Source organism: Nostoc sp. T09, from assembly GCF_002154695.1.
In the GTDB taxonomy this organism is placed as follows: Bacteria; Cyanobacteriota; Cyanobacteriia; order Cyanobacteriales; family Nostocaceae; genus Aulosira.
The window spans coordinates 1-20738 of record NZ_MTAV01000055.1 but is presented as its reverse complement, the minus strand read 5'-3'; the positions used below and the strand labels follow the sequence as shown (position 1 = coordinate 20738).

Annotated in this window: 24 protein-coding genes; 9 read left to right on the top strand and 15 right to left on the bottom strand. The window is 40.2% G+C overall.

The genetic code is table 11. The annotated features are described in order from the left end of the window. The first annotated feature begins 145 nt into the window (after positions 1 to 145). A complete protein-coding gene (locus BV372_RS13565; RefSeq protein WP_086687031.1) occupies positions 146 to 847 on the top strand; it encodes a hypothetical protein in 702 nt (233 codons plus the stop codon). A 139-nt stretch (positions 848 to 986) separates the two neighbouring features. Here BV372_RS13565 and BV372_RS37570 read toward each other — a convergent pair whose 3' ends face one another. The 8 genes from BV372_RS37570 to BV372_RS13535 form a co-directional block, all read right to left on the bottom strand. Further along, positions 987 to 1055, bottom strand: a complete 69-nt coding sequence (locus BV372_RS37570) for a type II toxin-antitoxin system RelE/ParE family toxin (protein ID WP_373270762.1) — start codon at positions 1053 to 1055, stop codon at positions 987 to 989. Beyond that, on the bottom strand, positions 1048 to 1215 hold the full coding sequence (locus BV372_RS13560; protein WP_256973197.1) for a type II toxin-antitoxin system RelE/ParE family toxin: 168 nt from the start codon (positions 1213 to 1215) through the stop codon (positions 1048 to 1050). Before BV372_RS13560 ends, BV372_RS37570 begins: the two co-directional genes overlap by 8 nt. Continuing rightward, a complete protein-coding gene (locus tag BV372_RS13555; RefSeq protein ID WP_256973196.1) occupies positions 1208 to 1477 on the bottom strand; it encodes a hypothetical protein in 270 nt (89 codons plus the stop codon). Before BV372_RS13555 ends, BV372_RS13560 begins: the two co-directional genes overlap by 8 nt. A gap of 355 nt (positions 1478 to 1832) precedes the next feature. Continuing rightward, complete coding sequence (locus BV372_RS13550; RefSeq protein WP_086687029.1) at positions 1833 to 2579, bottom strand: isoprenyl transferase; 747 nt, start codon at positions 2577 to 2579, stop codon at positions 1833 to 1835. 130 nt (positions 2580 to 2709) lie between these two features. Beyond that, positions 2710 to 3663, bottom strand: coding sequence for a ferritin-like domain-containing protein (locus BV372_RS13545; protein WP_086687028.1), 954 nt, complete (start codon positions 3661 to 3663; stop codon positions 2710 to 2712). 38 nt (positions 3664 to 3701) lie between these two features. Further along, a complete protein-coding gene (locus BV372_RS37565; RefSeq protein ID WP_256973195.1) occupies positions 3702 to 3827 on the bottom strand; it encodes a hypothetical protein in 126 nt (41 codons plus the stop codon). Positions 3828 to 3868: 41 nt separating this feature from the next. Beyond that, positions 3869 to 4558, bottom strand: coding sequence for a hypothetical protein (locus BV372_RS13540; protein ID WP_086687027.1), 690 nt, complete (start codon positions 4556 to 4558; stop codon positions 3869 to 3871). A gap of 43 nt (positions 4559 to 4601) precedes the next feature. Next, entirely contained in the window at positions 4602 to 5285 is a 684-nt protein-coding gene (locus tag BV372_RS13535) for a Uma2 family endonuclease (RefSeq protein ID WP_086687026.1), read from the bottom strand. A gap of 393 nt (positions 5286 to 5678) precedes the next feature. On the opposite strand from BV372_RS13535, the gene BV372_RS13530 reads away from it, so the two are divergent. Both BV372_RS13530 and BV372_RS13525 read left to right on the top strand, forming a co-directional pair. Next, positions 5679 to 7739: an ATP-binding protein gene (locus tag BV372_RS13530; protein WP_179198081.1), complete on the top strand. Its 2061-nt coding sequence runs from the start codon at positions 5679 to 5681 to the stop codon at positions 7737 to 7739. 184 nt (positions 7740 to 7923) lie between these two features. Then, on the top strand, positions 7924 to 10314 hold the full coding sequence (locus BV372_RS13525) for a tetratricopeptide repeat protein (protein ID WP_086687024.1): 2391 nt from the start codon (positions 7924 to 7926) through the stop codon (positions 10312 to 10314). A 51-nt stretch (positions 10315 to 10365) separates the two neighbouring features. Here BV372_RS13525 and BV372_RS13520 read toward each other — a convergent pair whose 3' ends face one another. Then, positions 10366 to 10947, bottom strand: coding sequence for a Uma2 family endonuclease (locus BV372_RS13520; RefSeq protein WP_086687023.1), 582 nt, complete (start codon positions 10945 to 10947; stop codon positions 10366 to 10368). 228 nt (positions 10948 to 11175) lie between these two features. Here BV372_RS13520 and BV372_RS13515 point away from each other — a divergent pair, with 228 nt between their 5' ends. The 5 genes from BV372_RS13515 (at position 11176) to BV372_RS13500 (ending at position 13173) form a co-directional block, all read left to right on the top strand. Next, the gene (locus tag BV372_RS13515) at positions 11176 to 11745 is read left to right on the top strand and encodes a Uma2 family endonuclease (RefSeq protein ID WP_086687022.1); all 570 of its coding nucleotides are present in this window, start codon (positions 11176 to 11178) and stop codon (positions 11743 to 11745) included. 99 nt (positions 11746 to 11844) lie between these two features. After that, the gene (locus tag BV372_RS13510; RefSeq protein ID WP_086687021.1) at positions 11845 to 12156 is read left to right on the top strand and encodes a DUF433 domain-containing protein; all 312 of its coding nucleotides are present in this window, start codon (positions 11845 to 11847) and stop codon (positions 12154 to 12156) included. Then, a complete protein-coding gene (locus tag BV372_RS13505) occupies positions 12149 to 12484 on the top strand; it encodes a DUF5615 family PIN-like protein (protein WP_086687020.1) in 336 nt (111 codons plus the stop codon). Before BV372_RS13510 ends, BV372_RS13505 begins: the two co-directional genes overlap by 8 nt. Then, the gene (locus BV372_RS36275; protein ID WP_218776717.1) at positions 12468 to 12668 is read left to right on the top strand and encodes a hypothetical protein; all 201 of its coding nucleotides are present in this window, start codon (positions 12468 to 12470) and stop codon (positions 12666 to 12668) included. Before BV372_RS13505 ends, BV372_RS36275 begins: the two co-directional genes overlap by 17 nt. A gap of 34 nt (positions 12669 to 12702) precedes the next feature. After that, positions 12703 to 13173, top strand: coding sequence for a GNAT family N-acetyltransferase (locus BV372_RS13500; protein WP_086687019.1), 471 nt, complete (start codon positions 12703 to 12705; stop codon positions 13171 to 13173). Positions 13174 to 13311: 138 nt separating this feature from the next. Here the strand turns inward: BV372_RS13500 and BV372_RS13495 are convergent, their stop codons facing one another. From BV372_RS13495 to BV372_RS13465, 6 genes are all read right to left on the bottom strand, one after another. Continuing rightward, the gene (locus tag BV372_RS13495) at positions 13312 to 13521 is read right to left on the bottom strand and encodes a hypothetical protein (protein WP_179198079.1); all 210 of its coding nucleotides are present in this window, start codon (positions 13519 to 13521) and stop codon (positions 13312 to 13314) included. 11 nt (positions 13522 to 13532) lie between these two features. Then, on the bottom strand, positions 13533 to 13694 hold the full coding sequence (locus BV372_RS36270; protein WP_086687017.1) for a hypothetical protein: 162 nt from the start codon (positions 13692 to 13694) through the stop codon (positions 13533 to 13535). Positions 13695 to 13940: 246 nt separating this feature from the next. Then, complete coding sequence (locus tag BV372_RS13485; RefSeq protein ID WP_086687016.1) at positions 13941 to 14456, bottom strand: hypothetical protein; 516 nt, start codon at positions 14454 to 14456, stop codon at positions 13941 to 13943. Positions 14457 to 14492: 36 nt separating this feature from the next. Then, entirely contained in the window at positions 14493 to 16169 is a 1677-nt protein-coding gene (locus BV372_RS13480) for a caspase family protein (RefSeq protein ID WP_086687015.1), read from the bottom strand. A gap of 10 nt (positions 16170 to 16179) precedes the next feature. Then, a complete protein-coding gene (locus BV372_RS13475; RefSeq protein WP_086687014.1) occupies positions 16180 to 16557 on the bottom strand; it encodes a hypothetical protein in 378 nt (125 codons plus the stop codon). Positions 16558 to 17402: 845 nt separating this feature from the next. Next, a complete protein-coding gene (locus BV372_RS13465; protein WP_086687084.1) occupies positions 17403 to 19295 on the bottom strand; it encodes a S9 family peptidase in 1893 nt (630 codons plus the stop codon). Between the two features lie 219 nt (positions 19296 to 19514). Between BV372_RS13465 and BV372_RS13460 the strand changes: the two genes are divergently transcribed. Continuing rightward, positions 19515 to 20642, top strand: coding sequence for a VCBS repeat-containing protein (locus BV372_RS13460; RefSeq protein ID WP_218776716.1), 1128 nt, complete (start codon positions 19515 to 19517; stop codon positions 20640 to 20642). The last annotated feature ends 96 nt before the right edge of the window (positions 20643 to 20738 follow it).

The window sequence follows — 20738 nt, the reverse complement described above, 5'->3', positions numbered from 1 at the left end:
TATACAAAGAAGGGATAAGTAATAAAACTAAGTTTCATTGTTGATAACTTGGTAATCATCGTGATATGTCAGATACTTAATACAAGCGATCGCTAATTATATTGGTATTAATATACACTACAATAAAAGGAAATTGAGTAAGAATATGAGCGCAGATCCAGTTTGGTGTTTGCTGAGGATACAGCCATTTGATGTTCTTAAGGTTAAAAAGGTATTTGATGAAGCTGTAGAGAATTCACAAATCTTAAATAAACTACAAAATTATCTGCAAAATCGGACAGAAAATAAAAGCCAATTTCATCCGCAGGAGCAAGAGACGTTTAATAGTTATTTTCCTAACGCTTTTGTTAATAAAGCAGAGAATGAAGATATTTTTGATTGGGAAGATTTACATAACGTTTATCATCTTTTCTTCCCACGCAGTTTTACAGAAATATTTGATTATCTTTTTATCGGTGATGCTCCAATAATCTCTATGCCGATGAGTCAAGCTTTATTAGAGTTAATCATAACTAATCGCGTTGGTGCAACTGAAATATTATGGGGAGGTTTAGGTTGGAAAAGAGCAAGTAGACTTCCTGGCTACTTGGGTAATATGTTTGTTTTACCAGAAGATATTGCTAATGTTTTAACAATTATTGAGGAAATTTTTGCGGAAGTCAGCATTGATGAATTTGTTCAAGGAGCGCGTACAATTGGGGCAAGAGGGAACTGTAATGAAAGTTATGCAGAAAGGCTTCAATCTTTGATTCTGTCATGTTTTTCTACAGTTTTACACGAAGGTAATGGATTGTTAGCTTTGAGCTATCCACATATGGGTTCCATGCCATTTCCTGAAAATTATTAACTCCTCTCTACTCTCTGCATCTCTGTGCCTCTGCGTGAAATACCTCATTAACACGGAGATAAAACGCTTCCCAGTCTTTCATGCCCCAAGCGATCGCTCACTTCTTACAGTAGTTAGCATAGTTCTCACCAACGCATCTTCACGATTCATAAGCCTCACTGCGATGGGCGATCGCTACAACAAATACCTGCATCAGTTCATCATCTATCGAATATATCGCTCTGTAGTCCCCAATTGGCTTTGATGTTGGGGTGCAACTGAGGAGTTTGCTCTAACTGCTGCAAACATCGGGCAATTTTCTTAGCAAGGGCTTTGTCAGCATTGATATAAACTTTTTGGGCATCAGGGTGCAGAAGAACCTCATACATCAGAGCGAAGAGTTCTCCAGTTGATGTAATCGGTTTTAGGGGTTGCTTGATTTTGCTTAACTCGCTCTAGCAATCCAGGAATTGCCAAAAGTTCTTGGGTTGCAGCTTCACTTTCAGCATTTGCTAAGTAAGCTGCAAAATCAGCAAGTATCTGTAATCGTTCTGGCGATAGTTGCTTCAGTAAATCATGAAGCTGTCGCTGCAACTCTGTCACAGATCTCAAATCTGCTGACGACTTATCTTCCATTGGAGAATTATCCATAGTATTCATCGCCTGCTTTGCAACTTCAAGGTTTAGTGTCCATTGTAAAACAACCAATCATAGGAAAATATTAGTTGCTTGCTCGAAGAGTTACGCAATTTTCTGTGCCTCTGCGTGAAATACCTCATTAACACGGAGACAAAACGCTTCCCAGTCTTTCACGCCCCAAGCGATCGCTCACTTCTTACTACAATCTGCGATTAAAAAAAACAGTGATTTTGGACATTGGTGCGATCACCATAGCTATCCACCCTACTAAAGGCGATTTAAATAATTCCAAGCATAGCCAAAAGATAAGCTTGTATTTCAGTATTCCCAAACCATAGGCTAGAGATTAGCTTTTTCATGCTCTTGCTTAGACTGCGATTGCACTTTTAACTTGACCGAAACGGCGATCGCGTTTTTGGTAACTCAACAAAGCCTGATGAAATGCTTCTCTGTCAAAATCTGGCCAAAGAATATCGGTAAAGTACATCTCTGTATAAGCCATTTGCCATAGAAGGAAATTACTCAAGCGCATCTCACCGCTAGTACGAATCAGCAAATCTGGTTCGGGAGTGTCGGCTGTGTAAAGATGTTGCGTTACAAAACTTTCATTCACCTCTTCTGGACTGAGTTCGCCACGTTCCACGAGTTCCGCTACTTGACGACAAACTCTAGTAATTTCGTTGCGGCTACCGTAGTTGACTGCAACAGTAAAGTGTATGGCTTGATTGTGCAATGTCTCTGCCATTGAACGTTGCATTTGGATTTGTAGAGTCTGAGGTAAAGCCGATAAATCGCCAATAAAGGAGATTCGCACGCCTTCTTGATGCATTTGGGCTAACTCGCGCCTCAGAAGTCTTTCAAATAACAGCATGAGAAAATCTACTTCTTCAACCGGACGTCGCCAATTTTCTGTAGAGAAAGCGTAGGCTGTCAGTGCTTTGATTCCCCAATCTTTGCAGCAACGCAATAGTTCTTTGAGGGTTTTTGCGCCTTGACGATGTCCGGCTATGCGGGTTAATCCTCGGCTTGTTGCCCATCTGCCGTTACCATCCATGATGACGGCTATGTGTTGGGGTAGGTGTTGCGGGTTTAAATCTGGGGGTAATGAGGTCATGAATTTTTAAGATGAATGTATGAAAAGCTCACGCAGAGGCGCAGAGACGCAGAGAGAGTGCGAAAAGTTGTAAAATCACTTGTTTTCTTTTCTTCCTTTGTGTACTTTGCGTACTTTGCGGTTCGTTAAATTAATTCTTTGGCGCAACAGAAGTAATTCCAAATAAATCTTGTAAATACTTTGGTGACAGGCTATTGTTCCAACTCCACAAACGAAGCATTGTGTAGCTGAAGGTGAAGAGGAGAGTGCCTTTATTGCTCAAAGACCAAGCGTTCCAGTTTAGTGTACCCATCATGCGACGTAGGGTACGCATGAGGTTGTTGCGCTGATAGTTTTGAGAGCGTGTTTTGATTAAGGTGCGTCCAATGCGCATCAGTCCAGTATCGGGGAAAGCCCAGACGCCAAAGCCCCAGAATTTGGTCATGTGGTTGATTTCGTCTTGTGCTAATTCCTCAAGAACATCCTGAAGCGGGCCTGTGGTGTAAGCCATCAGCCAAAGATAAAGACAGGTTGCACCGTATTCTGTGGCTACGCGGTGTAAGCCGTGGCGATACAGGTCTTCGTAAGGGTCATCTGTGGGGAGGTAGCCGCGAACTGTGCGAAGTTTGGGGGTAATTTTTTCCCCTGTGAGTTGGGTGTAAACCTTAATTAATGCAGGTGTATGTTGACGTTCTTCTTTTTCCCATAAGCCAGGTTCTAGTAGTTCCCCATCTTCACCGACACTTCCACCAACAAACCGCGCCATCTCAGGATGCAATTTTGCCAAATACTTTCTACTTGTTTGGGTATAGCCGCGAATCGGGGCTTCTGTATCCATTGCACCTATCAAGATTGATAGAAATACTTCTGGATCTATGCCGATAATTTGATTGGAGTTAATCGCTTGCCAATCAATAGATTTCCAGGGACGCGGTTGGGGATTGGCAAACTGTATAGGTAAATCCTCCAAGCGATCGCGTAGTTTTTCAACTGCAAGATATCTATCTATGAGAGAACGAATCCGGCGCTGTGTTTGTAAGTAGCCAGGAGAAGTATAGCTTTGACCTACCAAATCTTCTGCAAGCGGGCTGAGAGTATTAAGCATATTTTTATACTTTGTTTTTTATCTCTATGCTCAATAGCCTAAGCGATCGCACTTTCTTTTGTCAGTCGGCTGAAGTCGGCAGTTTTATGTGATGGAGTTGCAATAGTCGGAGAAAAAGTCGGATAGCGGCTAATTGATTTTAGAACTAAACTACCTTGTGGCAATCTGCTCTTAAATGTATCTACAGGCTAATAGCTAAAATTAGCTAAAGATTACTGGGTAAATTTAACCAAGATGTGTCTCCGACACGTCTAATTACATTAGCTCTCAAGCCTCTTTCTTGCTCCAACTTTTGTGCTTCTTCTTGATTGAGTAAAAGCATCGGTGTAGGATCGCCAAATTCACCTAAATAAAATTGATAACCTGTGTTAATAATTATTTTATTTATTTGAAATGCCGTTAATGATGGATCGTAACTCCCAACAATCAAATGTCTAGAACCATCTATTTCAAAATCTACTATATTTTTGTAAAAATGATATATATTTTCATCTGGAGGTAAACTATCAAAATAATTGAGTAAATCTTTTTCTGAGTAAATTTTTCCGTGACATTCATTAATATAGTAGCTTGTAACTTTATTAGGTGTAAAAAATCCTCTAGATATCTCTGCCACGTTTACTAGTTGCCGTATACTCTGATTTATACCCTCTATTGCGCAATCATCATGAATTGAACCGAAATCTATATCAAACACTCTTTGTCTATCTAAATTTAAAACATACCAATCGTTTTGTTCGTCAAAAAAACGCTCGTAAGTATTTGAATAAAGTTTCTTGGCTAGTTTTTTAACTTCATCTACTAATTCCTTATTTGAAAAATCTTGATATCGAGTAAAAAACTCTATTTGACGATAGTATATTAAAGTATCCAGTAACCAATTATTAGTATCCATTATTGTAAGTTTTCTTAAGCTATGAAAATCATTTTGTAATTATTTAACCCTCTTGCAGATCTCCAAATTGCTGACGGTATCGCTCAAGTTGTTTTTGTGCTAATTCAAGCTGTTCTTCTGGAGTTTGATAGCGCTTTCCTTGTTGGTCATACCAATACAAAACCTGACGCTGGATATTACCAGATATGTATTGTCCTCTACCAATTCCCAAACCAATTTCTGGCATCCAAAAGGGTTCGCCAATTTGCTGTTGATAACTACCATCTACTAAGCGATAGACTTCAAAAGGTTGGTGATGATCGCGTTGCCAATACTCTGGATTATAAATAATGTAGTACAGTACCCCTAACTTGGCATAAGTGTCTAATTTCTTGTCGTATTCTTCACCCGGAGTTAAGGAGACAATTTCCAAGGCTAGAATGGGTACAATTTCGTTTTCTTCCCAAACAACATAGCTTAGACGAGATTTACCTGCTTTGCGACGTTCTACACCCAAGCTCAAAAATCCGTCTGGGACAATCGGCACAAGTGGACTAACCCCTGTGGTATGGTAAACGCCCATGTCAACGCCGAAAAACCAGTCATTGCGGTTAGCCCAAATATATTCCAGTAAGAATAAAAGCAGGTTCGGAATAAAGTTCTGGTCTTCATTATCCACAGGCGTATCGTCTGAACAAGGAAGTTCAGCACTGCTAGGCAAAGATTGACGGTGGTCTGATTTCACCATAAGTAATGATGGTGCTGACGTTACCTTATTTTATCAAGAAAGGCAGGGGTGTACTGAATTTTTTCAAAATTAAATAGGATTTCTATATAACAATTGGAAGTTGCATAAATGCAGGATGATTTTAATAGAATTGTTGCAGGTGCGTTGCGCTGCGCGACAACACACCCTACTACTAGATATATATTTTTTGTTGATAAATTTGAAGCTAGCTCACGTTAACATTACGCCTTAAGGCTTTTCGCACTGTTCGCGACTATGGACAAAACTGTATTAGCAAGCAATTTTGGGAATAATAGATTTAAGACTCTGCTTTGCTTACATCAAACCTCTTAATAATCCACGATAATTCGTCAAAGGCACGTGCGGATGATAACCCTTAGAAGACTAAAATTTTTGCAAAGCCTTCAACCCAAAATTTTAGTTTTTACCTTTGGAGCATCTTTATTACCAGTATTAGGTTTTAGCAGTGTTGTGTGGCAATTATTAGAGAAACCACTCATTGAATTAGAAAAAACTCGACTTGACGATCAAGTGTTAGCATTTCGCGGTTACACCGCTGCTACAGAAAAGGGATTACGAAATTTAATTTCTAGTTATGCTAACTGGACTGATTTATACAATGCAGTTCAACATCCGAATCGTGCGTGGATAAAAAAAGAAGTGTCTGAGCAACTATTATTCACTACTGATCTTGATATAGTCAAGGTAATCCAATCCCCAAATGAAAAGATTATTGGTGAAGCAGGAAGTAATATCCTAACTCTTCCAGTAGTAAAGTCAAAAATTCAAGATTTAACTAAGAGAAGTAAATTATCTCAGGAGTTGATTAATACAGGAGCACAAGGACTCATCTTATTAGCAGGCTCACCGATTTCTCGTAGTGATGGAACTGGGAAATCATCAGGCACATTAATTTTAGGGCAATTATTAGATAAAGTATGGTTGCGACAATTTTTAAATTATTCGCAGCCAACGACAAGATTAGAAATCATTTCTTTAGATGGAGAAGTTTTTGTCTCTAGTAATACTGATGGGAAACCAGACAGGTGGGAAAAAGCTTATTTTTATTCTCAAATTTTACCCACTATATCCCAAAAACGTTCATTTTATCATATTCAGCCAGAGCTAGGATTAAATACAATTTATGCTCCTATATATTCTGGGCATCAGCCTATTGCTATTGTCAAGCTCCAAATTGTAGCTAAATATTTTCAGGAGGCTAAGCTCACTCTTACTCGTTTAATTGTGCTTGTATTAAGTTTAGTCGTACTATTGTCAGTATTCATTGCTCATTTGCTCGCGAAACAAATTAGTCACCCAATTGTTCAACTTGCAAAGCGTAGTAAAACTTTAGCAGCAGGCGATTTGAGTAGTCCGATTCCTAGTGTTCAACATGGTGGTGAAATTGGGCAGTTAGCTAATGCTTACCATGAAATGGCTCACTCTCTCACAACTTTAATCAACAATCTAGAGCAAAGGGTAGCTGAACGCACTCAAGAATTAGAAGTAGCTCATCACACATTAGAAGAACGAGTGCAAGAACGAACAGTAGAGCTTTTACACAAGAATCAGGAACTAGAGATTAAAACTGAACAATTGCGTACAGCGCTACACAATTTAAAAATGGCTGAATCGCAGTTAATTCAAACAGAAAAAATGTCTTCCCTAGGTAATTTAGTTGCTGGTATCGCCCACGAAATTAATAATCCAATTAATTTTATCTACGCTAATCTCACCTACATCAATAACTATATTCAAGATTTATTCAATCTCATATATCGCTATCAGCAACGCTATTCAGATCAAGAAATCCAACTCTATGCACAAGAAATAGAACTTGAGTACTTAAGTAAAGATTTACCTCGAATTCTCGCTTCTATGGACACAGGTGCTAATCGGATTAAAGATATTATTTCTTCTTTGAGAAATTTTTCTCGACATGATGAAGCCGAGATAAAAAAAGTGAACATCCATGAAGGAATTGATAGTACTTTATTGCTACTACAGCATCGACTCAATCCTGATCATGATTATCCAGTTATTCAGGTAATTAAAGAATATGACGATTTACCTTTAATTGAGTGTTACTCTCGGCAACTTAATCAAGTATTCATGCATATTCTAGTCAATGCAATAGATGCCATTGAATTAGCTCAAGAGCAGATTGATAAAAAAATTATTATTCAAACTAAAAATAATCAAAATAGCGTAAATATCACCATTATTGACAATGGCATAGGTATCGAACTTAAAAATCTTACCCAAATATTCGATCCATTTTTTACTACTAAAGCTGTTGGCAAGGGTATAGGTTTAGGATTAACTGTGTCCTATCAGATTATCCAAAAGCATCAAGGCAATATTAAAGTTGTTTCGCAATTATATAGGGAAACACAAGTCATTATTGAATTACCATATTTGCTGCAAAATAATATTAATCCTGATGCTCACTAGCTGACTTCCGGGCTTAGGCATTACCTATGGTCAAGAGTCAGCTAAAATTATTTGCCCTGTGCCTTTCTGGAAAAAGTCGGGAAAAAAGTCGGATTTACAGAATCTTATCCGAAAATTGCAGAAGCATAACTGTAGAGTAATTTATAGTTGTCTCTAAAGTCTGAACTACCCTAGTCGTTACACAATGGACGCTGAAGCAGCATTAGCATGGTTAGACACCATTATTCCTGCTCAGACCGGGGAACGGTTGAGCGATTTGCAAAAAGTTATTCTTCAGCAGGTTTGGTTGGGTAGAAAGTACTTGGATATCGCGCATTCTTACGGTTGTACGGAAGGACACGCTAAGGATGCTGGCTCGCAGTTATGGCGCTTGCTTTCTAAAGTATTGCGGGAGAAGATTACCAAAAGTAATTGTCGTGCTACTTTGGAGCGTGTTCTGAGAAAAAGTACGACGATATCCAGTTTGATTGATTATACGCGATTGCCTCCGGCAGTGCGCGCAGCGCAATCGCCTCAGCCACCTACCCCAACACCAGAGGATACCAATTTTATTGGACGACAAGATGCGATCGCTCACCTGAATACTTTGGTAAATCAAGGGTCGAAGGTAATTGTCATCCAAGGTGAGGGCGGTTTAGGCAAAACTACTCTGGCGCAGCAATATCTCCACCAAGGTTTTGACTTGGTTTTAGAATTGCTGATGGCGAAGGAAACGCAGAATATCACTCCGGCGGAACGGGTGGTAGAGGAATGGCTGAAACAAGACTTTCATGAAGAACCAGGGGTAGAATTTGGCGTAACTTTGGGACGCCTCAAGCGCCAACTCCACAATCGGCGGATTGGGGTGTTAATTGACAATCTCGAACCAGCATTAGATCAACAAGGACGGTTGATTGCTGAACACCGTAACTATGTAGAACTATTGCGGGTTTTGGCTGATGCAAGGGTGCAGTCTGTGACTTTAATTACCAGTCGCGATCGCCTTTGTGAACCTGGGCTGAATGTCAATCACTATCGGCTTCCTGGTTTGGATCAAAGCGTATGGGAAGAGTTTTTTAGCCATCGTGGGTTAACCATCAACTCCTCAACTCTGCAAATGATGCATCGCACCTATGCTGGAAATGCCAAAGCAATGGGAATTCTCTGCGGTTCGATTCAGGAAGATTTTGACGGTGATATGGCACTTTATTGGCAAGAAAATCATGCCGATCCGCTAGCAGCAACCGACTTAAAAAATTTAGCAGTTAGTCAAATTAATCGTTTGCAAACCCTCGACCCCCAAGCTTATCGCCTGCTTTGCCGTTTAGGATGTTATCGTTACCAAGATATATCTACTATCCCATCACAAGGATTGTTTTGCTTACTGTGGGATGTGCCACCCAATCAACATCGGCAAATCATCGCCTCTCTGAGAAATCGGTCTTTGGTAGAGTGCCATAACGGTGAATATTGGCTGCATCCGGTGATTCGTGCAGAAGCGATCGCGCGTTTACGCCCTAGCGATGAATGGGAATTGACTAACTATAAAGCCGCAGAATTTTGGACAGCTAGCGTTCAACAAATCGAAACTTTTAAAGATGCTTTGCAAGCTCTGGAAGCATATTATCACTATATAGAAATTAATCAATTTGAGTTAGCAGGCAAAGTCATTCTCAAAAGCCGAAATAATCAATGGCAGCAGTTTTTACCTCTTGGTAGTACGCTATATCGTATGGGTTTAATTCAACCTGTACTTGCTGCTATTAATCAAGTTGTCAACAATCTTGATGATGACCAGAATCTCAGCGAACTTTACAATATATTGGGCGATTTATACTGGATAACAGGCAAAATTAATCAAGCGATCGCCTGCCAAGAAAAAACTATTACATTAGCAACTCAAGCACTCAAATCACTTGTACCTCAGCCAGAAAATAAACATACAGTTTACTATCTGCGTATGCTAGAGGTAGATTCTTTATTAAGTATTGGCCTGTACAAAATAGATTTGTGGGAACTAGAGGCGGCTGCAAAGTTATTTCAACAAGTAATTTACCTCGCTCAAAATACCGAGCATCATCGCTGGGCAGAGAAAGCTTCTGTGTGTTTAGCTTTAGTATATTCTTATTTAGGTTTGCGTGATGCTTCTTATGCCTTAGCAGACGTAGCTTATCGAAATATGACAACCGAAAAACTGGTAGAACAGACTGGGAGATTTGTCTATTTTATGCAAATTTTGGGACAAACCTACGTCAATTTAGGAGAATGCGATCGGGCAAATCAAATATTTCAGCAAGCTTTGACTATTGCGGAAGAAAGCCACTATACGCAAGTGAAAGCAAAAACTCTCAATGGTTTAGCAGAAATTCATCGCCAACAAGTAGAATTTGATTTAGCTCTGGCTAATCATACAGAAGCAATTGAACTTTTAGATAAAATAAGCGCTAAATGTGATTTAGCTGAAGCTTATTTTCAATTGGGTTTAACTTATCAACAAATGGCAAAGCCCGATGAAAGCCAAATTAATTTTAATATAGCAATGCAGCTATTTACTGAAATAGAAGCACCCAAGCAAGTGGCAAAGATTTCCAATTGAGGGCGATACCTACGGTGAGCTACGCTAACGCATCCTATATCGCTCATCTATTCAACTTTCAGCTTCTTCAGGTTCAAACTGCACTTGTCGGTACAAATCAGCGATTGCTATTTCTACATTTACCGATTCAAGTGTCAATCTATCTTCCAAACTATACTCCGACAGCACCCATTTTCCCTGTTCGTTGCGCCGAAACACTTCTACCCCCGGTTGCGCTACTTGTACTAAGACATATTCTTGCAAGGTTGGAGATTGGCGGTATTTGGCAAACTTTTTCCCTCGATCGGCGGCTTCCGTTGAAGGTGATAGCACTTCGACAATTAAGCAGGGAAATTGCACTAATTGCGGAGCGTTTTCGCGATCGTCGCAAGTCACTACCACATCGGGATAAAAATACTTTTGCCCAGGTTCCACCTGCACCTTCACATCTACAATGTATACTTCACAGGAGCGATCGCCTAAAGCATCATCTAGAAGCTTAAAGAAATTTGCAGAAACCCGATTATGGTTGCGTGTACCGCCACTCATCGCCACAACTTCGCCATCCCAATACTCGTAGCGTTGTTCTTGGGTGGGTTCCCAAACCAGATATTCTTCTGCACTCATCAAAATAGGATCGGGTAAAGCAACCATCGGCGCGATCGGTGAATGATTTACTGTTCTAAGATAGCGAAAAAGAATATCCTCTTTTGTACAACTCTTGCAAAGGAGAGTCTGAACAACACACTCTACAGAAGAAATGCGATCGCAATATTAGCTAGTAAGGTGTTTTGCCACAACGCACAATGCACCACATCTCAGCCATACAATATAGGAATTATAATCTTGTTGTCCTACCAGCAATGCGATCGCTGACGACTTATGATTTCTACCATCAAGCGCCGCTACACTTTAGATGAATACCGCGCCATCGAAGAAAAAGCAGAAGGACGCAGCGAATATCGAGATGGAGAAATTGTACCAATGCCCGGAGGAACGCTTAAACACAGCCGCATCGGTAGGAACATTTTGGCTTATTTTACCTATGTGCTGCGTGATACTCAATTCGAGCCAATTAACAGCGATTTGCGGCTATGGATTCCCGAATATCGACGCGGAGTCTATCCAGACGTGATGGTTTTTGATGGTGAACCGCAACTGAATGCTGAGCGTTTAGATGAAGTCTTAAATCCCTTGGTGATTGTTGAAGTCCTATCTCCTTCCACCGCAGATTACGATCGCCAAAATAAATTTCGCATATATCGCTCAATTCCTAGTTTTAGTGAATATTTATTAGTCGAGCAAGATGAACCTTTTGTTGAGCGCTATAGCAAGCAAACTCAAGGTTGGTTACTCAGTGATTGTAGCGGCTTAGAGCGATCTATTTCCCTAGAGTCAGTTGGGATTGAATTGCCAATGGCGGAAATTTATCGCGGCGTTGCTTTTGAGTAAAATAGCTCTGGCTGAAAGATGCGATCGCCCAGCTTGTTTTGTAAAAGCCAGGACAACTGTATATTATGAAATTATTGAACAGACCTGGAAGATTTACCAATGCAATTAGTCAGTCGGGAGCATATCGCGATCGCTTCTGATGTGCGGAGTGGGAAGCCCTGCATTGTCGGTACTCGCATTGCTGTAGAAGATGTAGCGGTGATGCATTTAAAGCTAGGATATTCTTTGGTAGAGATTGCTGGTAAGTATGACCTGTCACTGGCATCTGTTTATGCAGCAATGGCTTATTACTTTGATCACCGAGACGAGATTGATCGCCGTACAGCAGAAGAAGATGAGTTAGTTGAGGTACTGAAGCAAAATCATCCCTCGCGTCTCCAAGAAAAACTCAGACAGTTGCGGAATGAGTGAACGAATTCGCTTTCATCTCGATGAAAATGTCGATCCGGCGATCGCGCTTGGCTTGTGCCGTTATGGAATTGATGTCACAACAACCAATGATGTGGAATTACGGACTCAAAGCGATGAAGTTCAGTTAGCGTTTATTCAAGAAACACAGCGAATACTCTTCACTCAAGATGCAGATTTTTTGATTATTGCAAGTTCTAGACTCGATCATCCTGGTATTACCTACTGTAGGAAAGGGACTCGTTCAATTGGTGAAATCATTCAAACTTTGGTTTTGATTTATGAAGTGATGACACCAGAAGAGATGGTGGGACGTGTCGAGTTTGTGTGAAATCAAAGCAGCGCCAAGAGACTTGCATAATCTGCGGGTTTTGCGATCGCGTAAATTGGGTTGTAGTGTAGAGTGGGCAATGCCCAAAGCCATTTGCTACGCTGCGGAAAGCTGCTACGCGTTTACAACCCAGGGAACCTTCCAACGCAGTGGCTTCCCTATGTATATTTTAAGAATCAGGTAGTAATCTTATAAATAAAGAGCTACTTAATACTTTTATGAAAATACGATTATTTCAACAGCAAGATGCGGAGCAAATAGCGCAATTATTCCACGAAACAGTACGTGAAATTAATATTTCTGACTACTCAAACAATCAAGTTAAAGCTTGGGCACCAGATAATATTGATTTTAGAAACTGGGCAAAAGTCTGTTCAGAAAGATTCACCTACGTTGCTGATGATCGAGGTGTGATTGCAGGTTTTGGCGAGTTAGAGTTAAACGGACATATAGACTGCTTCTACTGCCATAAAAATTACCTGCGGATGGGTGTTGGTAGTAAGATTTATTCTGCAATTGAAGCAAAAGCTGATGAATTAGGAATTAATCGCTTATACGTTGAAGCAAGTATTACCGCCAAGCCTTTTTTCTTGCACATGGGGTTTTCCATCATCACTGAACAACAGGTGGAACGTAGAGGAGAAGTTTTTGTTAATTATGTAATGGAGAAGTTTTTAATTTCTAGCTAATTGATTGCCAATAATCTTGTTAATGCTATAAGACTCATATTTGATTTGTGAAAAAATCTAAGTATCTGTAGGGTGGGCAATGCCCACAGTATCCGGGTTTTGGTGGGCATTGCCTACTGCAATCCCAAAACAATTTAATCAGCTCGTCTTTAGTTGTTCTAACTTTTTTCTAATCAAGATTTCAACTTCCTCAATCTCACTATTCGATTTTGGGATGTCAAAAGTCTCTGGAGATGCTTCAGAAGTAAAGCGGTCAACAAAGGCACGAAACGCTGCTTTGTTGTCGGGGTGAGCAATGACGAAAGCTCTTAACTCAGTTTTTGTCATGCTACTAAAGTCAGGCTTCATCACAAGAACCTCTAAAGACCATTGCGATAGATTTCTATTTCTATGTTATCGCCTGCCAAAATAAACACATTACCTGTTTGTTCATCAAGACGGACAATGAAAATAGAGGTAAATGTATACGTCAAAGCTTGGCATAGTATGACACACCTGATGCCTTGTTCAGCAGTTGGCAAGATTTGTATACCTCATAACCACATAGCTCTGAATCAGACTAGCAGGTTAGGAGAAAATACAAAACTACCTTTTTGAAAATTGAAAAAGCAGTCTCACCCAATATTACATTTGTCAGCAGTTGGAGGCGAGCGCTAGCCTCAAAATTAAAGTTATTGCAATTTGGCGATCGCTTTGCGACTTCGACTTTAATAAGGATGGAATGCGTTAGCGTAGCTTACCGTTAATAATTTTACCAAAAGTTATTTTTACCAAAGATATACTCCAATCCCTCCAATAAGCAGTCCTAGTGAACCATAGAATGCTGCTACATTTTGTGGTAATGAAACGCGGTTGTAATCAACAAAGAGAACATAAGCTGCAAAACCTATCAAGCCAATTCCAGTCATAATGAGGAACCCAGCAAGAATCCTGCGTTTAGATGATGTTGTTGGCTTGGAAGTATAAGATGATTGATATGCTCCGAAATCAGACCTTTCTCGTCTCTGCTGTTGGGCAAAAGAAGTTTGTTTAACTTGTTCAGGTGTATATTTATCTTGACTACTTCCCAACAGGCCGAGTTGATGCTCAATTTGATTGAGTTCATCTTGAATAACTTTTAACTCTTGCTCAATTACTTTGATTCGACGATCAAGCTTGAATTGGTTTTCAGGATCTGTTTCAATAGTTCTACTCTGACGGAGAGAACTCAACCGTTCATGAACTGTTTCCCATTCTTGCTGTTTGCTTTCATATATAACCTGCAAACGTCGCTTAGATGACATTAATTACTTCTCCGGCAGCTAAATTTTAAGACTACCTTAACCTAACAGTTGCTCAACTTGTTCAAGCTGCTCATCAATCTGATTTAGGTCTATTTGAGCTTGTTCTCTTTGCTTCTCCAATTTCAATTTTGTTGAGGGATCAACTTCAAGAGCAAGAGCCTGACGCAATCGACTGAGTTTTTCACTCGCAAGTTCATATTGTTGCTGCAATGAATCCCGTTCTTGCTCTAGCCTACGGCGTTTACGATCAGGTAATCCATTAGTCATAGTCGTAGTATTTTTAACTTGATTATTCCCATCAATGATTCCGATTTGATCTGAAAACTCAAACTGCTGCGTTTCACCAAGCAATTGAGATCGCCCTGTCTCTTGAGATTCTACGTGAGGCTGTTGCTCAACTTGTTCCTTCTCCTGCCTTTGTTGCTCTGCTTCTTGTCTCAACTTTTCCTGATATCTGATTTGTGCCTCCTTAAGAAGAGGTTGTTCAACATGAGTAATATCTTCTTCTCTTAGTCTTAGAGACTTCTGCCAATTCTCTAAGTTTTGACTATCTTGCTGGTTTAGAGGAAATTTTCGTTGAATTGCTTGTGTTAATAGCTGCTTGTATTGAGTTAATTTCTGTTGGTATAAATCTAACTTCTGGGCAAACTGCACCTCAAGTTCTTGCTGAATTGGCAAAATATCAGCGTCCCTTAACCCCAGAATCTCTTGAAGCCTATTCATTTCTTCACAGGCTTCCTCTCTTAGAGGATATTCATGCTCTGCCTCTGCAATTAAAGCTTCTCGATAGGTTTGTAAATTTGCTAATCGCTCCTGATAAGGGCGTAATACCTCAGCCTCAATTTCACTGGCTTCTTCAGAGGTTAAGCCTAATTGCTGCTTCAGTGTATTCAGAATAGCCCTACCCGATGGTCGAATTGTTCCGGCATTTGCATAACGTGAAGCGGCTTTCCGATATCTCAGCTTAGGGTTAGTAACTCGTGCCTTGGATAGAACAATTTCAAACCCCTTATCTTTAAGAACAATAATCTTCGGGGTCATATTGGGGGCAGTTTCCTGCACTTTGCTGGCAGCATACTCATGCAATTCCAGCACTGAAACAAATCCATCCTCATTGCGATCGCCTGCTCCTGTTTCAATCCCCTCAACTAGATATCGGGTGTAAATCGATAAGTCCGAACCCTGCTGCTCAAAAGAATACTGGGTTGAACTAGAAGAAGTAAGTACCACCCGCCCCTCAGCCCCCAGGCTCTGCAAGTCAACCGAGCCATCATCTTTAGCTTGTAATGCCGGATCAAACGCTCCGCTAAAGCAACAGTCCAAGATAATTGTCTGCCGTTTGGCTCGGCTATTGTTCATGACTTCATGGACAAAGTTGGTGGCTACAGCGGTTGACCGTATCAACTCTCCTTTGGGATTTTTACGAGTGGTGCGAGTCGCAAAATACAGCTTGCTACTATCATCTTTGATACCGTGTCCAGAGAAAAATAGTAACACCAGATCGTCTTTGGCGCGACTAGAAAACAAGGTTTCAATCTCAGATTCCATTGTCTGTCGGTCAGGATTAGGAAGCGCTTTTACCTCATCAAATCCCCCCATCTCTGGATCTTTCAACACCCGTTGCAGCGCCTCAATATCTTTAACAGCCGCAGGTAAGGGATTCAGCCCAGGCTCATATTCACTGACCCCAATCAGCAATGCTACCTTTACCATGTTTTCTTGCCTATGCTGAGATAAAATCTTGGGCTGCTTTGATGGCTGCTTCGAGTTCTTCTCGGCTGTGGGCTTTCACCGTAAGTTTTTTGCCGTTGGCTTCCACCGCTAGTTCAATAGGTTTACCACCAAGGCGATCGCCCAAAAATCCCATCAACTTTTTTGCATTGGCTGCATTCACCTCAGCCATTAACAAACCTGCTAGAAATCCGCCTAATGCTTTGTTTCCTTCTGGTGGATTGAGATCGAGAACACGACCAACTGTATCTACTTCGTCAATTTGCTTGAGTTCAGTAATTAGCCTTTGAACCTGCTCGTCTTGTTCTTCCGCATCTAAGCCAGGGTCATTGAAGGCAATCGTAAACTTAATACTAGAGTTTGCGGTCATACTGCACTGAATAAAGGTTTAGTTAGTTTTTTTTAATTACTGACAATTCTTTCAGTTATACCAGTAAAAACCTCATGCTCTAATTAACACAACTAACACTAGTACAAATCTTCATAAAATATATATTTGTCTTTTTGATTACAAGTCTGACCTGAACCATGACTGCACATCATAGTTTGACCCAAACTCGGCAGTAAAAGGAGTAAGCCAAAGCCATCACCTAACCAAACGGCGATCGCTATAACTGCTCACTACATCGAAAAATACATTAAATTTATTTAAATCAGCAAAAATGGTCTATTACTTTAATATTTTGCTTAATTAAGTTCTTGAAATGGCATTTCACTTACTTGAAATGTTTTAACGAGTTCATAAAATGCCTTAACACCTTCTCATTTTGGTGTTTTCCGCAAGTAAAATGCCTTAACGTCTACTCAAAATGCCTTAACGCCTACTCATTTTAGTAAATCACGCACTCATTTTAGTGTTTTCCGCAAGCAAAATAGCATATTGCTTACTCAAAATGCCTTAACGCTTACTCATTTCGGTAAATCACGCACTCATTTTGGTGTTTTCCGCAAGCAATCGGCAAATCTCATTCTCAATTTACTTGTTTGCTAACTCATATCAGTAATTCTTGCACTCGCGATCGCGATATTTTTGCCTTCATACACCCAACAATAGCCCACAAGCTGGAAGCTTGGGGCTATTGTTGGGTGTATGAGAAAACTGTTTAAGTAGTCACACAGAATTAATTACACAACTTTTTTCACTGTTCCCCGTTTCCTGTTCCCTGTTCCCTCTCTCCACCATTGAATTTAAATTTGTGCAACTACTTATATTGACTAATTCAATAAAAATTCTTTGACAAACATCACCGTTGCATAGAATTGGTAGTCAATATTTTTCTTCTTACTAAACCCGTGCCCTTCATCCTTTGCCATCAAATACCAAACTGGCACTTGATTATTTTTCACTGTTGCCACAATTTGTTCAGCTTCATTAAGGGGAACGCGGGGGTCATTTTTGCCGTGAATCACGAATAGCGGTTTCTTGATGCTAGTGGCATTATTCACAGGTGAAATCTTCAACAAGAATTCTCGCATTTTGGGGTCGCGTTCGTCGCCGTATTCTACTCGTCGTAAATCTCGGCGATAACTTTCGGTTTTTTCTAAGAAAGTGACGAAGTTAGAAATGCCAACTATATCTATAGAAGCACGAATGCGATCGCCATATTTAGTCGCAACTGCCAAGGACATATAGCCACCATAGCTTCCCCCTGTGACTAAAATCCGGTCTTTATCTAAGTCTGGTTGGGTAGCAATCCAGTCTAATAATGCGCCGATATCCTTAACAGAGTCTTCTCGTTGATAGCCGTTGTCCAACTTTAAGAAATTTTTGCCGTAACCACTCGAACCCCTGACGTTGGGAAACAGGATCGCCACACCCAATTCGTTGAGGTAATAATTAATCCGTCCTAAAAATGATGGACGAAACTGGCTTTCTGGCCCCCCATGAATATCAATAATTACTGGGCGCTTACCTTTGAATTTGGCAGGAGGACGATACAAAAAGCCGGAGATGGTTTTATCATCGAAACTCTTCCAGCGTACTAGTTGGGCTTCGGGGAAATTCTCTGTATTTAAGCCGCCTGTTTCGCTTTCTGTCCAGCGTTCGATTTTGTTGCTGAGGATATTTAAGGAGTAAACATCGGCAGTTGTTCGCGCCGAAACTAAGGTAAAGCCTAAATCTTGGTTATTGCGATGCCAATTAACACCATATATATCTCCTACTGGTAACTTTGGCAGTGGCTTTTCTTTACCTGTGGCTGTCTCCAAAAGATGCAGCACACCAGCCCCGTCTTCATTGGTAACAAAAGCAATGTGTTTACCATCATAAGAAAGGTCGAAGTCTTCCACATTCCAAGGAATGTTACTGGTGAGATAGGTGTGCTGTAATGTCGCTAAGTCAATGTATGCCAATCGGGAAAATTCAAAGTCGCGGTCAGTGATGGCATACAAACCCTTACCATCTTTACTAAATGCGCCACTATAATAGGCGACTTTTTCCTTACCTCCCTTGGGTGTGACTAGTTTCTTCTCACCTGACTGAGTATCAATTAACCAAAGATAGCTTTCATTAGCCGAAACATATTCCTGTGCTAACAATTGACGGTCGTCTGGTGACCAATCCAAAGTACCCCAACCGCCGCCTTCAACCTGCGCTAACAAGCGATCGCTTTTCGGATTTTTTGGGTCGATAATGTAATAATCATTATCTTTCCCTGTGCGACGGGTGGAGGTGTAAATCATTCTATCTCCCCGATTCGACCACACACCACGACTGTTTTTTGACTTCCCATCAGTTAGGAGTGCTATCTCCCCTGTTGCCAACTCATAACGGTAATTTTGGTTAAATTCATTACCACCAGTATCTTTACTAAAAACAAAATACTTGCCTTCGGTGGGTTGAAAAGTTCCGCCGCCAACTCGTTCTGGGAAGAACGTCAACTGCTTGCGACTTCCCAGGGGAAATTTGACTAAGTGTACTTGGGGTACATCACCAAAGCGCGTCGCAATCAGCATTTCGCGGCGTTTGGGATGCCAACTAGCAAGACCTGCTGAGCGAAATTGGGTGTAGCGGTCTACTGTTTCTGTCAGTGATATCGGTATCGCTGAGATACCTTCAGTTACAAGATTTTCTCCTGGATTAACTGTAGGATTTTGGGCAGAAACCATGAGAATAGGCAGTAAGAATACTGCAATGAAGGTAGTAAAAAACTTGGAAAAAAATCGCATTTGCTGATTATCGCAAATTATGGCTATACAATTGCCTATTTGCTTGGTCTAGCTTACGCGCTCCGTGAGTAGGAAAATGATTATAAAAATTTAAGTAATATTACTAATTATTAATTAAACAGGTTCTTTACTCAACTATTAAAAATGCTATGTAAAATATTGTTTGATGAAATTTGCTACAGAAAAAACACTAAACTAAATATGTATACTAATAACTCAATACTCATACCTGATTTTAACGGCGATAATCAAACTGACATTTTTTTGCATAATTCAGAAACAGGAAAAATCGGCGTTTGGTTAATGAGTGGTACTAATATTACTGCTGGAGCTTATTTACCAGACCTTGATTCTTCTTGGGACGTAATTCCTGTTGCAGACTTTAATGGCGATAATAAGACAGACATTTTTTTACGTAATGCAGAAACAGGAAAAATCGGCATTTGGTTAATGAATGGTACTAATATTACTGCTGGGGCTTATTTACCAGATATTGATGCTTCTTGGGATATAATTCCTGCTGCCGATTTTAATGGCGATAATCAAACTGACATTTTGTTACGTAATTCAGAAACAGGAAAAATCGGCGTTTGGTTAATGAATGGTACTAATATTACTGCTGGAGCTTATCTACCAGACGTTGACTCTTCTTGGGATGTAATTCCTTCCGCCGATTTTAATGCCGATAATAAGACCGACATTCTGTTACGTAATTCAGAAGCAGGAAAAATTGGCGTTTGGTTAATGAATGGTACTAATATTACTGCTGGAGCTTATCTACCAGACCTTGATTATTCTTGGGATGTAATTCCCGTTGCAGATTTTAATGCCGATAACAAGACAGATATATTTTTGCGAAATGAAAGCACGGGCAAGAATGCCATTTGGTTAATGAATGGTACTAATATTACTGCTGGAGCTTATCTACCAGACGTTGACTCTTCTTGGGATGTAATTCCGATTGCAGATTTTAATGGTGATAATCAAACAGATATATTTTTGCGAAATGAAACCACAGGAAAAAGCGGGATTTGGCTGATGAATGGTACTAATATTACTGCTGGAGCTTATCTACCAGACCTTAACTCTTCTTGGAGCCTAAGTCCTATTGTGGATTTTAATGGAGATGATAAGTCAGATCTGCTTTTACGTAATTCAACAACAGGTCAAAATGGCATTTGGTTAATGAATGGTACTAGTATTACTACTGGAGCTTATCTGCCAGATATTGACTCTTATTGGGATTTGAATTTTGTAGGTTTCTTAAGAAACACCCTGAGAGAATAAATAATGGCTCTACCGTACTTGTTATGCTAAATTCATAGTCTTTAAGAGGGAACAGGGAACAGGGGAAAGAAGCAATATTAAGAAATAATCTGACAA

Bases quoted from the DNA above. Each gene is read 5' to 3' on its own strand.
- BV372_RS13555 (WP_256973196.1), bottom strand. From the start codon at position 1,477: ATGGATAATTCTCCAATGGAAGATAAGTCGTCAGCAGATTTGAGATCT.
- BV372_RS13505 (WP_086687020.1), top strand. From the start codon at position 12,149: ATGAGTGAACGAATTCGCTTTCATCTCGATGAAAATGTCGATCCGGCG.
- BV372_RS13465 (WP_086687084.1), bottom strand. From the start codon at position 19,295: ATGGTTTCTGCCCAAAATCCTACAGTTAATCCAGGAGAAAATCTTGTA.
- BV372_RS13500 (WP_086687019.1), top strand. From the start codon at position 12,703: ATGAAAATACGATTATTTCAACAGCAAGATGCGGAGCAAATAGCGCAA.
- BV372_RS13480 (WP_086687015.1), bottom strand. From the start codon at position 16,169: ATGGTAAAGGTAGCATTGCTGATTGGGGTCAGTGAATATGAGCCTGGG.
- BV372_RS13560 (WP_256973197.1), bottom strand. From the start codon at position 1,215: ATGTATGAGGTTCTTCTGCACCCTGATGCCCAAAAAGTTTATATCAAT.
- BV372_RS13495 (WP_179198079.1), bottom strand. From the start codon at position 13,521: ATGAAGCCTGACTTTAGTAGCATGACAAAAACTGAGTTAAGAGCTTTC.
- BV372_RS13485 (WP_086687016.1), bottom strand. From the start codon at position 14,456: ATGTCATCTAAGCGACGTTTGCAGGTTATATATGAAAGCAAACAGCAA.
- BV372_RS13475 (WP_086687014.1), bottom strand. From the start codon at position 16,557: ATGACCGCAAACTCTAGTATTAAGTTTACGATTGCCTTCAATGACCCT.
- BV372_RS13520 (WP_086687023.1), bottom strand. From the start codon at position 10,947: ATGGTTGCTTTACCCGATCCTATTTTGATGAGTGCAGAAGAATATCTG.
- BV372_RS13540 (WP_086687027.1), bottom strand. From the start codon at position 4,558: ATGGATACTAATAATTGGTTACTGGATACTTTAATATACTATCGTCAA.
- BV372_RS13510 (WP_086687021.1), top strand. From the start codon at position 11,845: ATGCAATTAGTCAGTCGGGAGCATATCGCGATCGCTTCTGATGTGCGG.
- BV372_RS13525 (WP_086687024.1), top strand. From the start codon at position 7,924: ATGGACGCTGAAGCAGCATTAGCATGGTTAGACACCATTATTCCTGCT.
- BV372_RS13515 (WP_086687022.1), top strand. From the start codon at position 11,176: ATGATTTCTACCATCAAGCGCCGCTACACTTTAGATGAATACCGCGCC.
- BV372_RS13550 (WP_086687029.1), bottom strand. From the start codon at position 2,579: ATGACCTCATTACCCCCAGATTTAAACCCGCAACACCTACCCCAACAC.
- BV372_RS13535 (WP_086687026.1), bottom strand. From the start codon at position 5,285: ATGGTGAAATCAGACCACCGTCAATCTTTGCCTAGCAGTGCTGAACTT.
- BV372_RS13545 (WP_086687028.1), bottom strand. From the start codon at position 3,663: ATGCTTAATACTCTCAGCCCGCTTGCAGAAGATTTGGTAGGTCAAAGC.
- BV372_RS13565 (WP_086687031.1), top strand. From the start codon at position 146: ATGAGCGCAGATCCAGTTTGGTGTTTGCTGAGGATACAGCCATTTGAT.